The organism is Roseinatronobacter monicus, from assembly GCF_006716865.1.
In the GTDB taxonomy this organism is placed as follows: Bacteria; Pseudomonadota; Alphaproteobacteria; order Rhodobacterales; family Rhodobacteraceae; genus Roseinatronobacter; species Roseinatronobacter monicus.
The window spans coordinates 2,509,300-2,522,267 of record NZ_VFPT01000001.1 but is presented as its reverse complement, the minus strand read 5'-3'; the positions used below and the strand labels follow the sequence as shown (position 1 = coordinate 2,522,267).

Sequence of the window (12,968 nt, the reverse complement as noted above, 5' to 3'; positions counted from 1 at the left end):
GACCTGGCGTATCAGCTGACTTCAAAACTTTGGGTTTCGGAGTAAACCGAGCCATCGTCGTCATACCATGTGAAGACAAAGTCAGCCGATTCATCGACTTGAACATCGAATTCCATGTAGGGGTTGGCCGAAATGGCGGGTTCCATCTCGACGTCCAGCACCATCTTGCCTGCATATTCGCAGGTAAAGCGATGGATGATCTGGCGCGGGATCGCATCGCCTGAACCATCGCGGCGCAGGCCGGTTTCCATATTGTGGCTGATGAGGGTCTTCACCTCTACCACGTCGCCGGCATTGGCAGAGCGTGGAAGGCGGATGCGGGGTCTGACGTCAGACATGTCTAGTCTCCTTGAAAAGGGTTAGAAGGGCGGAGCGGGCTGGATGTTAGCCGCCGCAGCCGCCGATGGTGACCTTCACTTCAACAGCGCCGCGTGCGAAGCTGCCATCGCTCATCTTGGCGATTGCGATGACATCCTGCGTGCCGCCAAGGCGGATGCGGGTTGCAGCGCGCGACGTGGCGGCCCCCTCACCAAAGCCAAACTTGGCCACGCCCGGTGTCGGGTTGCCTGCCGCGATCATCAGAATCTCGGTCGCGCCGGGCGCTTCTACCGCGATTGGCACAGTGTTGCCGTTCTCTGCGATCTCGGGTGCAGAGATGGTCACTCCGCCCTCGGATACGTCAGCGCCGCCTGTGAAGGCGGAAATTGCATCGTCAACGGCCGAGGCGCTGGCTGCGCCGGGAACCATTGCGACAGCTGCTACGCCAAGGCCCATTGCCATGGTGTCGCGTCTTGTCAGCATTGAATTATCCTCTCATGGTTGGTGCTTCGGGGAACTGTCCCGCTGCTTGATGATCGTCTTACCAATCGGTCAGCGTCATCAGATAGGCGACCACATCTTCTACCTGTGCTGCAGTCAGAAGCGTGGAAAAGGTTTCCGGATTGTGGGCGCGGGCTGTATATGCCTCGCCCGGACGAATATAGTCGTCTGGGTTGTTGTTGTAAAATGTGGGCATCATGCTTTCGGGGAACATGCGCTTGGCATCGACGATGATACCGCGCAGCTCTGCTTCCGACCAGCGCGCGCCCGCACCGTCAAGGGGTGGGCCGATATTGCCTTGGAAGTCATGCTCTGGCATTGCAGAATTTACATGGCAGGACAGGCAGTTACCAGCTGATCGGCTGGACACGGTGTCCGCGCCAGCAACCGGGTCGCCCGGAACGCCGTTCAGCGATGCCGGAATGGCGACTTCATCTTCCCAGACAATGTCTGCCGGCGAGATATCGGCAAAAGTTGCTCCGCCCCAAATCACTGCCGTGGCGGCACAGGCTGCGGAAAGTGATCGTCTTGTCATGAAAGCCCTCCCAGACGGTTAGACGGTGATGCGCTCTCCCAAGCTCACCGTTATGCGACAATAGACCACAGTATACCGATGCTGCAAACGAAAATTCGTTTTTTTGCATATTGTTTTGTGTGAATGTTCTCAAGTTTAGGAAAATATGCCCGTTTTGGCGGGCATATTATTGAAATCTATGCATTTTCCAGTTCAGTCAGACCGGGCTTGCAACATGCGCGCGACATAGTGTTGGAAGTGTTCGTCGCCTTCATAGCCTTTTTCCAGCACCCATTGCAGCATCAGCCGTGTGGTGCCGCGCTCGAACGCGCCGGGCATGGTCATGACGGCGGAATCGCGCAAGCTGCCTGATTCGGGCATGGCTTCGGGGGCGAAGACCAGTGTGGGTGTGAACACGATGCCCCAGCGCCGTGCCATGTCGCGTTCATCCAGTGTTGTGCCGTCAAAATCGGTGACAGGAATGTTGCCGAACAGGTTGATTTGCACGACCATGAAATCCTCGGTCAGCATGCGGGTGATCTCGGGGTCGGGATAGACGTTTTCATGCATCCGCGTGCAATAGATACAGCCGCGCTGCTCGAACATCAGCAGCAGGCGTTTGCCTTGGGCCTGCGCGTCTTCCAGATCATCGCGCATGTCGCGGAATGTCTCGACCAGCCAGTCAGGTTTGTGCAAGCCATCCTCGCCCACAGGTGTCGCCTGCGCCGAAAAGGCCAGCATCAGCCCCGACAGCGCCGTGAGTATCAGTTTCCGAAATTCCATGACATCCTCCCCCCTTGTGTTGTGGTCAGCCAATGGTGGCGAACCACGGAAAAATCTCCAGCATTCCTTCGGCGATATAGGCGACCGAATCGGTGGCGATCAGGATTGCGAACAAGACCAGCATCGCGCCCATGACCTTTTCGACATGCGCCAGTTTGCTGCGATGGCGGCCCACCCAGTTCAGAAACGGGCGTGCGAACAGTGCCGCAATCACGAAGGGCAAGGTCATGGCCAGCCCGTAGACGGCCAGCAATGCGGCCCCTTCCCAGATATTGCCCATGCCTGATGCGATCATCAGGATTGCAGCCAGTGCCGGGCCAACACAGGGGGTCCAGCCAAAGCCGAACGCCAGCCCCATGACATAAGACCCGATCACCGATTTGGGCGCGGCCGATGTTTCGATCCGCGCTTCGCGGTACAGCAAAGGTATGCGCAACAGCCCCAGAAAATGCAGCCCGAACATGAACAGAATGGCCGCCGCGACCCATTTTAGAATATCGCGGTAGGCGATGAATGTCTGCCCCAACGCCGTTGCCCCCATGCCCAAGAGCATAAAAATGGTCGTCACCCCAAGCGCAAATGCAATGGAGGCCAGCACAAGCCGCTTCTGCGCACCGGGCGCAAGGCCCTGTTCATCGCGCAACTCTGACATCGACAACCCGGCCATGTAGCACAGATAGAAGGGCACGATGGGCAGGATGCAGGGCGATAGAAAGGACAAAAGTCCTGCCAGTGCCGCCCCACCAAAGCTGATATCAAACATGTGTTGTGGACCTTGCTTGTCTTGTGCGGTGTCAAGACATCTTGTGGTTGCCTTCCAGAGATCGACATATTACTTTGTTCATATGTTTAACATTCTACGTCAATCCCTTGTTTCCGCTGCTGTGCAGAAAGCCCTTGTGGCGGGCATAGTCCTGTCTGGTTTTGGTTTCTCTACCGCACAGGCGCAGGATTTGCGTTTGCTGATGGTCGAGCAGGCGGGCTGCTATTACTGCCGCGTGTTCAACCGTGACATTGCACCGGTCTATGAAAAATCGACCGAGGGGCAGGCGGCCCCGTTGGTGCATGTGCAGTTGCGTGGCGCGTTGCCTGAGGGTGTTACACTCGACACGCAGCCCTTTGTAACGCCGACCTTTATTCTGATCGGGCCAGACGGGGCCGAGATCGAGCGGCTGACAGGTTTTCCCGGCGAAGATTTCTTCTGGCCCTATGTCAGCGACATGATTGCGACCGCGCAAGAAGGGCTTGCGCCGTAACTTGGCGCTGGGTGCTACCTTTCGCAACAGGCATGTGCTAGACTCAGAGGTGAAACAAGGGCGACAAGCCTTTCTGAAGACTTGTGCGACTGAAAGTTCACGCATGCCGGACGGACAAAATCGCGAGCAGGATCTGCCCTTTGGGGATGAGACAGCAGTGGCGCGTGGCCCACAGCGCGCGACCCTTGATATGTCATTGGACGAGTTGCAGGCAGAAGCGCGCGAGGCGTCGGAGCTTCTGAAAGCGATGGGCCATGAAGGGCGGCTTTTGATGCTGTATTACCTGTGTGAACGCGATCATTCCGTGGCAGAGCTGGAGCGCCTTATCATGTCGCGCCAAGCCGCAGTCAGCCAGCAACTTGCACGGTTGCGCCATGAAAAGGTGGTGACGACACGGCGCGAGGGCAATCAGATTTTCTACTCGCTGGCGGATGAACGGGTGCGCGAAGCGATCCATCTGATCCAGCGCCTGTTCCGCAGCCCCGGGCCCGGATGATCCAGATCAAGGTCCGGCCCGCGACCCGCATGGCATAAACCGCCATCTGCACGTTGTGTGCACGGGATGCGGCCCATGGATCTTTACGACATTATCGACAGGTTTGGCGAAGGCAATATCGAGGCTCTGTTGGGCCTGATGGTGGGGCTGGTATTCGGTATTGCGGCGCAACGCTCGCGGTTTTGCCTGCGTGCCGCCACAGTCGAATTTGCGCGCGGCCAGTTGGGGCCAAGGCTGGCGATCTGGCTTCTGACCTTCTCGACCGCTGTGGTTTGGGTGCAGGGCGCGCAGGCGCTGGGTCTGTTTCGCGTCAGTGATGCGCGCATGATGGCGGTGCCGGGGTCTTGGTCAGGTGCGGTGATTGGTGGGCTGATGTTTGGCGTGGGCATGGTGCTGGCGCGGGGGTGTTCGGGGCGGTTGCTGTTGCTGGCTGCCACGGGCAATCTGCGCTCGGTCATCGCGGGATTGGTCTTTGCGATTGTGGCCCAGATGAGTCTGTATGGCTGGCTCGCCCCTGTGCGCAATGGTTTGGCCGCGCTGTGGATCACACCGGAAGGGCGCAATCTGCACCTGTTGCAGATGGTGGGCCTGCCTGAGAGTTTGGCGCTGTGGATCGGCTTGGCCCTTGCGGTTACGGCCATTGCGCTGGCGCTGCGCAACCAACTTGGGGTGCGCCCGCTGGTTTTCGCCTCTGGCGTGGGGTTTGCGGTGGCGCTGGGGTGGATGATGACGTGGAATCTGGCGCAGATCAGCTTTGATCCGGTCAATGTGACCTCGGCCACCTTTACCGGGCCGTCCGCCAATACATTGATGTTCTTTCTGAACCCCAACCCAAGCTTGCGATTTGATGTCGGTCTGGTGCCGGGCGTTGTTCTGGGCGCGTTTCTGGCGGCATTGGTCACGCGCGAATTGAACTGGCAGGGCTATGACGGCGCGGATGCAATGCGCCGCTCATTATTTGGCGCGGCCTTGATGGGGTTTGGCGGGATGCTGGCGGGGGGCTGCGCGATTGGTGCGGGCGTCACCGGTGGGTCGATCTTCGCCGCGACGGCCCTGCTTGCGCTTTTGTGCATGTGGATCGGGGCCACACTGACCGATTTTCTGGTCGATCAGCGGGGCGACAGGCGTATCGCAGCCCTATGAACCGCACGCGCTAAACGCCCCCGACGCCAAGCGCCGGGGGGGGGCGCACCATCAGGCGTCCAGATTTTCCACATTCAGCGCATTGCGCTGGATGAATTCGCGCCGGGGCTCGACCACATCACCCATCAGCTTGGTGAAAATGTCATCGGCTTCGGCCAGATCATCAATCTTGACCTGCAACAGTGTGCGCGCTTCGGGGTCCAGTGTGGTTTCCCATAGTTGGTCGGGGTTCATCTCGCCCAATCCCTTATAGCGCTGTAACGACAGGCCTTTCTCACCCTCGGTGAGGATCGCTTCCAGCAAGTCGACGGGGCCATAAATCTTTTGTTTACGGTCGCGGCGCACCAGTTCGGCGGGGCGGGCATAGGTTTCTTGCAGGCTTTCGGTGTGGCTGGCCAGACGCCGTGCCTCGCCCGAACGCAACACCGGCCCATCCAACCTGCGCACTTCCTCGACCCCGCGCAAAACACGCGACAGGCGCAAACCTCCGTCTTGTGTGGGACGCCCTTCCCAGCCGCGCTCATACTCTGCGGCGATCAGGTCCAGCCGCTGCGCGACGCTATCGGCCAGTTGCTGCGGATTGGCTGCCAGTGCTTCGGGCATTAGTGCACCCGCGATGCTGGCTTGTTCCAGAATATGCTGGGGGTAATGCGTTGGAAAGGCGGTCAGTGATCGGCGCACAGTACGTGCCTCGGTGACAACGCGGGCCAGATCCTGCCCCACGATTTCCTCGCCTGTGGCCAGACGCAAGGCAGCCCCCTCGACCCCCTGTTCGATCAGGTAATCTTCCAGCCCCGGTTTGTCCTTGAGATAGACCTCGGACTTGCCGCGTGCGACCTTGTAAAGGGGCGGCTCTGCAATATACAGGTGCCCGCCTTCGATCAGTTGCGGCATCTGACGGAAGAAGAAGGTCAGAAGCAATGTGCGAATATGCGCGCCGTCCACATCGGCGTCTGTCATGATGACGATCTTGTGGTAGCGCAGTTTGCCCAGATCAAATTCGTCGCGCCCGATACCGGTGCCAAGGGCTGTGATCAGCGTACCGATTTCCTGCGAGCCGAGCATCCGGTCAAACCGTGCGCGTTCCACATTCAGGATTTTGCCACGCAGGGGCAAAACGGCCTGATTCTGGCGCGACCGACCTTGTTTTGCCGACCCACCTGCCGAGTCACCCTCGACCAGAAACAATTCCGATTTGGCGGGGTCGCGTTCCTGACAGTCTGCCAGCTTGCCGGGCAGAGAGGCCACATCCAGTGCAGTCTTGCGCCGCGTCAGCTCGCGCGCCTTGCGCGCTGCTTCGCGGGCGAGCGCGGCCTCGATGATCTTGCCGACAATGCTTCTGGCGTGGACGGGGTTTTCCTCGAACCATTCGGCCAGCTTCTCATTGACCAGTGATTCTACCGCCGGGCGCACCTCTGATGAGACGAGTTTGTCCTTGGTCTGGCTAGAGAATTTCGGGTCCGGCACCTTGACCGATAGCACACAGGTCAGCCCCTCGCGCGCATCATCGCCAGTGAAGCTGACCTTTTCTTTTTTCGCAATCCCCGAGGATTGGGCATAGGCATTGATCGAACGGGTCAGCGCCCCGCGAAACCCTGCCAGATGCGAGCCGCCATCGCGCTGTGGGATATTGTTGGTAAAGGGGAGCACAGTCTCATGGTAGCTGTCATTCCACCACATGGCGACTTCGACGCCAATGTCGTCACGCTCTCCCACGATGTAAATCGGCTCTGCCATCACCGGTGTTTTGGAACGGTCGAGATGGCGCACAAATTCGCGCACGCCGCCCTCATAATACAGCTCCGAGCGCAGCATTTCGGCGGGGCGGTGATCTTCCAGAATGATCCGCACACCGGAATTCAGAAAGGCCAGTTCGCGCAGGCGGTTCTCAAGTGTTTTGAAATTGTATTCGAGGTTAGAGAAGGTCGAGGTCGAGGCAAGAAAGCGCACTTCGGTGCCTGTCTTGTCGCCCGCATCGCCTACCACTTCAAGCGAGCGCACTGTATCGCCGCGCTCAAAGCGTACGGTATGTTCTTTGCCCGCGCGCCAGATGCGCAATTCCAGCCAGTCCGACAGAGCGTTGACGACAGAAACGCCGACGCCGTGCAACCCGCCTGACACCTTGTAGCTGTTCTGATCAAACTTGCCGCCCGCGTGAAGCTGGGTCATAATGACTTCGGCCGCCGACACGCCTTCTTCAGTGTGAATATCGGTGGGAATACCGCGCCCGTTATCCATAACTGAGACGGAACTGTCAGCATGGATCGTGACTGTCACGAAGTCAGCATGTCCGGCCAGCGCCTCGTCAATGCCGTTATCGACCACCTCATAGACCATGTGATGCAGGCCAGAGCCGTCATCGGTATCGCCGATATACATGCCAGGACGTTTACGAACGGCATCCAACCCTTTGAGAACCTTGATCGAATCGGCGCCATACTCTTCGCGCTTCACGGCTTCAGCAGACATGCGGGACATTCCTTGTTAGATTGCCCCACTTATAGGCGTCTCGCGCGGGTTTGTCACGCGTCTGACACAAGATTTAGCGGTTTCGCGGGGGCTGACGAAAAGCGGCAGGGGCCGCAGTGCATTCAGTCATTCTGCGCCACGATTCCCATCAGTGCGTAGGTCAGTTGCGCGGCTGTGAAATTCCAGACATCCCAGCCCGCGATCGGGGCCAGTTCCACTACATCGAAGCCCACGCAGCGCCGACCCTTGAGGGCCGAGCGGACAAGCGCCAACGACTGGTAATAGCCAAGCCCACCCGGAACCGGCGTGCCGGTCGCAGGCATGATGGCGGCATCCAGCCCGTCTACATCGAAGCTGACATAGACATCTTGGGGAAAATCTTCGGGCAGGGTCACGTCATGGATATTGCCTGTCACCAAATCTTCGGCATCGATGAAGATGACATTATTGCGCGCGCGACAATCTGCTTCTTCGCGGCACAAGGCGCGCACGCCGTATTGGGCAAGGGCCATGCCTTCTTCCTCGACCAACAGCTGCATGACCGAGGCGTGGCTATGCCGGAACCCCTGATAGGCGCGGCGCAGATCGGCATGTGCGTCGATCTGGATAATCCCGATAGGGCGATCCAGTGCGCGCTTGACGCCCAGTGCGGCGGCCCATGTCAGGCTGTGCTCGCCGCCCAGCGAGACCGGAATATGACCTGTCCGCGCAATGGATTCAGTACGTGCGGCCAGCGAGTCGAGCGCGTATTCCAGTGGCACCGAGCAGTCGATGGCAGGGGTCGTGTAAATCCCGGCGGTGCAAGGCTCTATCCCGCGCCAAAGCCGCTCCAACTGGTCAGACGCCTCGATCAGGGCCGCTGGCCCATCGGCGGTGCCCGAACCGTAAGAGACAGTTTTCTCCAGCGGCATGGGCACGATTTGAAAGCGTGCACCGGGGCTGCGTTCGTCGTGGGTCAGTTCCGAGTCGAGAAAGATCATGAGAGGCGGCCCTTGAAGTCTTGATAGGTGAATTCGCGCACGATGCGCAGCGCATCTGTGTTGCTGTTCCAAAGCGCGAGCGCGGGCAGGCGCACGCCGTTGAAGGTTGTGGTCTTGACCATCGAGTAATGCGCCTGATCGAGAAAGGCGACACGGGTGCCGATCTGTGGTGTGGAATTGAACGCGTAGCGGCCGATCACATCGCCTGCAAGGCAGCTTGGCCCGCCAAGCCGGACTTGGATGTCACCTTGTTCATCCAGCAAGGCAGGGCGGTAGGGGGCCTCGATCACGTCTGGCATGTGACAGGTCGCGGAAATGTCGAGGATGGCATTCGGGCCATCATTCTCGACCACATCCAACACTTCGCCGACTAGAATGCCGCAATCCAGCGCCACAGCTTCGCCCGGTTCCAGATAGCAGTGTAGACCAGTTTCATCGCGGACCTTCTGCAAGAAGGCAATCAGCCCCTCGCGGTCATAATCGGCGCGGGTGATATGGTGGCCGCCGCCAAAATTGATCCATTTCAGATGTGGCGCAAGCGCGCGGATCTGCGGCGCGATATGGTCCCAGATGGCCAACAGCGGTTCCAGATCCTGTTCGCACAGGGTGTGCATATGTAGCCCGTCCACGCCTTCCAGCGCGTCGGCGTCGATTTGCTCCAGCGGTGTGCCAAGGCGCGAACCGAGGGCGGCGGGGTCATATTTTGCGTCATCGCCAAGCGGCAGGCCGGGGTTGAAGCGCAGGCCGACATGCACCTGCTTGCCGCTGTCCTTTATCATGGGCAGGAAGCGGGTTTTCGCAGCGGGGGTGTTGAAGATGATATGGTCTGACAGCGCAATGATCTCGGCCATTTCATCGAGTTTGTAGCCCGCAGAATATGTCTCGACGATCCCGCCATAATGCTCGCGGCCCAGCCGCGCTTCCCACAGGCCCGATGCGCAAACGCCGGACAGATAGCGGCTGACCAAGGGGGCGAGCGACCACATGGAAAACGCCTTGAGCGCGCAAAGTACAGTCGCGCCGGAACGCGTCTGTATATCGGCCAGGATGCGCAGATTGGCCTCTAGCCGCGCTTCATCCACCACAAAACAGGGGGATGGAACGCGCATCAGGTCAAAATCCCGAAACGCGCCCGGATCGCCCGCATGGGTCTGCATTGCCATCAGAAATCAACCGGACCTGACAGTTCCACCACCTGCCATGGCAGACCATGCTTGTTCAGCAACTCCATGAAGGGGTCGGGGTCCAGTTGTTCGGTGTTGAACACGCCTGCGCCGGACCATGTGCCATTGAGCATGAGGGCCGCGCCGATCATGGCGGGCACGCCGGTTGTGTAGCTGACCGCCTGAGAGCCCACTTCGCGGAAGCATTCCTCGTGGTCGCAGATATTGTAGATGTAATAGGTCTTTTCGCCCGATCCATCCTTGGCGGGGCCAGTGATGATGTCGCCGATATTGGTCTTGCCCTTGGTGCGCTCGCCCAGATCGCCGGGGTTGGGCAGCACAGCTTTCAGGAATTGCAGCGGGATGATCTGCTGCCCCTCATATTCGACAGGGTCGATCCCTGTCATGCCGACATTCTGCAACACAGTGACATGGTTGATATAGGCATCGCCAAAGGTCATCCAGAAGCGCGCGCGCTCGATCTCGGGGAAATGGGTCACAAGGGATTCCAACTCCTCGTGATACATCAGATACATGTTCTTCTCACCGACCGCTTCAAAGTCGAACGGCACACTGGTCGACATGGCAGGGCTGGTGATCCAGCCGCCGTTTTCCCAATGCTTCACATCGGCGGTGACTTCGCGGATGTTGATTTCAGGGTTGAAATTAGTTGCAAACGGATGGCCGTGATCGCCGCCATTGCAATCGAGAATATCAATCTGGCGAATGCCGGACAGGTAGTGCTGCCGCACATAGGTTGCGAAAATGCTGGTCACGCCGGGGTCAAAACCCACGCCAAGTGTGGCCATAAGACCGGCCTGCTTGAACTGGTCATGCAGTTTCCACTGGTGCGAATACTCGAATTTTGCTTCTTCCGGCGATTCGTAATTTGCAGTGTCCAGATAGTGAACGCCGGTTTGCAGACACGCCTCCATCAGCGCCAGATCCTGATAGGGCAGCGCTAGGTTGACCAGCAGTGCGGGCTTGACGGTCTGGATCAGCGCCACGGTCTGCGCCACATCATCGGCATCGACCTGATAGGTTTCGATCACCTGCCCGGTGCGGTCCTTGACCGATTTGGCAATCGCTTCGCATTTGGACAGCGTGCGGCTGGCAACGGCTATACGCCCCAGAAACAGGTCGCGGTTCATTGCCATCTTGTGCAGGGTGACGGAGGCAACGCCGCCCGCACCTATGACCAGAACATCTTTGTTGTCAGTCATTGCTGTGCTCCTCATGCTCATAGTAGGTGTAGCCGCCAAGCGCATGGCGGTAGGTTTCCATCATCATGCGCCGCTGCGACGGGTTCAAGGTGCCGTCCTGCACGCCGCGCTCGACAATGCGCTTGAACGCATCAAGGCATTGCTTGGGTTCATATTCGACATAGGCCATGACCTCTGCCACAGTGTCGCCCTCAACCTCGTGCAACAGTTCCAAAACGCCGTCATCGTTGAAATCAACTGTGACAATATTGGTGTCGCCAAACAGGTTGTGCAGATCGCCCAGCGTTTCCTGATAGGCGCCGATCAGAAAGATGCCGATGAAATAGCGCTCATTCGGGCGCAACTCGTGGATGGGCAAAGCATTGCCAACCCCGTCGCCCAGAACAAACTGGTCGATCTTGCCGTCGCTGTCGCAGGTGATGTCAGACAAAACCGCTCGGCGTGTGGGGTGTTCGTTCAGGCGTTGAAGGGGGGCGATGGGGACCAGTTGATCTATCGCCCAGACATCGGGCAGGGACTGGAACAGCGAGAAATTCGCGCGGTAGATGTCACGATGCGCTGACAGCGCTTCCAGCACTTCTTGCGGCACATCCGGCGTTTGCGCGACCAAGTCCTTGATGCGGCCCACGATGAACAGGAAAATCTGTTCGGCGCGCGCCACTTCTTCAATGCCGATCACCCCGCGACGGAACAGGGCGCGCAATTCCTCGCGGTAGTATTCGGCGTCGTTCAGACATTCCTGAATGCGTCTGGGGGTCATGTAATCCGCAATCGCGGCCATGTCCGACAGCATATGGTGATCGTCTTGCTCTGGGGTGATGGGGGCAGAGCGGTCGAAATAACTCGCCTCCAGGATATCCGACAGCAGCATCGAAGAATACGCCACAATCGCGCGGCCTGATTCCGTGACCAGTGTGGGGTGAGGGACATCGGCCTCGTCCATCTGGTATTTCACGGTTTCCACGATATTGGCGCAATATTCCTCGACCGTGTAGTTGACGGAATTGTCGGACGCGCGCGCCTCGCCTGTGTAGTCAATGCCAAGACCGCCCCCCAAATCAAGGTAGGTCAGCGGCACGCCGAGGCGGCGCAATTCGGTGTAGAAGCGGCAGGCTTCGTCGACGGCCTGACGAATATCCATCATCTGCGGCACCTGAGAACCCAGATGCGAATGCTGCAAGACAAGACAATCCAGCATGTCCTCGGCGCGCAGCTTATCGACCAGATCAACCACTTCCTTGGTGGTCAACCCAAAGGTCGAGCGGTCGCCAGAACTGTCGGCCCAATTGCCGGTCACGCGGCGCGTCAGTTTGATCCGCACGCCTAGGGCGGGCTTTTCACCCAAGCGCTTGGCCTCGGCAATCACGGTGTCTGCCTCGCCCGGACTTTCAATGACCAGAACGCAATTTATGCTGGCCTTGCGCGCAAGAATGCCAAGGCGGATGAACTCGGCATCCTTGATCCCGTTGCAAATCAGCAGCGCACCTTTGGGCAGATCGCGCGACAGCGCCAGAATCAGCTCTGGCTTTGAACCCGCTTCCAGCCCGAACTGATAGGGGCGGCCATAATCCACGATCCTGTCGATCACCTCGGCTTGCTGGTTGACCTTGATCGGAAACACACCGCGATAAGGGGCTTTGTAACCATTCGCCTCTATCGCCTTGGCGAAAGAATCGTTCAGCATTTCAAGCTGACGCTTGAGGAATGCGCCGACACGCACCAACACAGGTGTCTGAATGCCGCGCGCATCCAGATCATGGAGCAGCGCTGGCAGACTCGCCGGCGGGTCTTGTGGGCGGGCTGGATTGACCAACCCTAAGTCGCCATTGGGCATTGGCGCAAACATCCCTGCGCCCCAACGATGAACCCCGTAACTTTGGAAAACACGATCCTGCATGTGGTACCCCTTATTCTGACCCCATGACATGAAGCGCCCGCTTATGAAATCCACAAAACAAACGCAAGGAAAACTGTTCCGTTCCGCTATTTGCACAGGATCATCTGTCAGGAGTATGCTGGCGCGGGTAATAGATTGATGAAACTGTCGGCCAATCTTGGGCCTTTATGCGTGGATTTTCCCTGTCTTGACAGACCCGGTCTGGATATGGTCGGCCATGACGGC

The 12,968-nt window shown here is 58.6% G+C and carries 13 protein-coding genes; 3 read left to right on the top strand and 10 right to left on the bottom strand.

Annotation, left to right across the window (positions count from 1 at the left end; genetic code table 11):
- Positions 1–11: 11 nt before the first annotated feature.
- The 5 genes from soxZ to BD293_RS12050 all read right to left on the bottom strand — a co-directional run bounded on the left by soxZ (position 12) and on the right by BD293_RS12050 (position 2,879).
- Positions 12–338, bottom strand: coding sequence for a thiosulfate oxidation carrier complex protein SoxZ (soxZ, locus tag BD293_RS12070; protein WP_142082069.1), 327 nt, complete (start codon positions 336–338; stop codon positions 12–14).
- Positions 339–384: 46 nt separating this feature from the next.
- Positions 385–801, bottom strand: a complete 417-nt coding sequence (gene soxY / locus BD293_RS12065) for a thiosulfate oxidation carrier protein SoxY (RefSeq protein WP_142082067.1) — start codon at positions 799–801, stop codon at positions 385–387.
- A gap of 58 nt (positions 802–859) precedes the next feature.
- On the bottom strand, positions 860–1,354 hold the full coding sequence (gene soxX / locus BD293_RS12060) for a sulfur oxidation c-type cytochrome SoxX (RefSeq protein WP_142082065.1): 495 nt from the start codon (positions 1,352–1,354) through the stop codon (positions 860–862).
- Positions 1,355–1,546: 192 nt separating this feature from the next.
- Positions 1,547–2,116 carry a thioredoxin family protein gene (locus BD293_RS12055; protein WP_142082063.1) on the bottom strand — a complete coding sequence of 190 codons (570 nt, stop codon included), beginning with the start codon at positions 2,114–2,116 and terminating at the stop codon, positions 1,547–1,549.
- Positions 2,117–2,141: 25 nt separating this feature from the next.
- Positions 2,142–2,879, bottom strand: a complete 738-nt coding sequence (locus BD293_RS12050; protein WP_142082062.1) for a cytochrome c biogenesis CcdA family protein — start codon at positions 2,877–2,879, stop codon at positions 2,142–2,144.
- 136 nt (positions 2,880–3,015) lie between these two features.
- Here BD293_RS12050 and BD293_RS12045 point away from each other — a divergent pair, with 136 nt between their 5' ends.
- The 3 genes from BD293_RS12045 (at position 3,016) to BD293_RS12035 (ending at position 5,011) form a co-directional block, all read left to right on the top strand.
- Entirely contained in the window at positions 3,016–3,372 is a 357-nt protein-coding gene (locus tag BD293_RS12045) for a thioredoxin domain-containing protein (protein ID WP_142082060.1), read from the top strand.
- 103 nt (positions 3,373–3,475) lie between these two features.
- Positions 3,476–3,868 (top strand): ArsR/SmtB family transcription factor, encoded by a 393-nt coding sequence (locus BD293_RS12040; protein WP_142082058.1) that lies wholly within the window; start codon positions 3,476–3,478, stop codon positions 3,866–3,868.
- A 75-nt stretch (positions 3,869–3,943) separates the two neighbouring features.
- Positions 3,944–5,011: a YeeE/YedE family protein gene (locus tag BD293_RS12035; protein WP_142082056.1), complete on the top strand. Its 1,068-nt coding sequence runs from the start codon at positions 3,944–3,946 to the stop codon at positions 5,009–5,011.
- A 51-nt stretch (positions 5,012–5,062) separates the two neighbouring features.
- Here BD293_RS12035 and gyrB read toward each other — a convergent pair whose 3' ends face one another.
- The 5 genes from gyrB to speA all read right to left on the bottom strand — a co-directional run bounded on the left by gyrB (position 5,063) and on the right by speA (position 12,743).
- Positions 5,063–7,480: a DNA topoisomerase (ATP-hydrolyzing) subunit B gene (gene gyrB / locus BD293_RS12030; protein WP_142082054.1), complete on the bottom strand. Its 2,418-nt coding sequence runs from the start codon at positions 7,478–7,480 to the stop codon at positions 5,063–5,065.
- A gap of 122 nt (positions 7,481–7,602) precedes the next feature.
- Positions 7,603–8,460: an agmatinase gene (speB, locus tag BD293_RS12025; protein WP_142082052.1), complete on the bottom strand. Its 858-nt coding sequence runs from the start codon at positions 8,458–8,460 to the stop codon at positions 7,603–7,605.
- Positions 8,457–9,623 (bottom strand): carboxynorspermidine decarboxylase, encoded by a 1,167-nt coding sequence (locus BD293_RS12020; protein WP_142082050.1) that lies wholly within the window; start codon positions 9,621–9,623, stop codon positions 8,457–8,459. The genes speB and BD293_RS12020 overlap by 4 nt, the downstream gene beginning before the upstream one ends.
- Entirely contained in the window at positions 9,623–10,846 is a 1,224-nt protein-coding gene (locus BD293_RS12015; RefSeq protein ID WP_142082047.1) for a saccharopine dehydrogenase family protein, read from the bottom strand. The genes BD293_RS12020 and BD293_RS12015 overlap by 1 nt, the downstream gene beginning before the upstream one ends.
- A complete protein-coding gene (gene speA / locus BD293_RS12010; RefSeq protein ID WP_142082045.1) occupies positions 10,839–12,743 on the bottom strand; it encodes a biosynthetic arginine decarboxylase in 1,905 nt (634 codons plus the stop codon). The genes BD293_RS12015 and speA overlap by 8 nt, the downstream gene beginning before the upstream one ends.
- Positions 12,744–12,968: the final 225 nt, after the last annotated feature.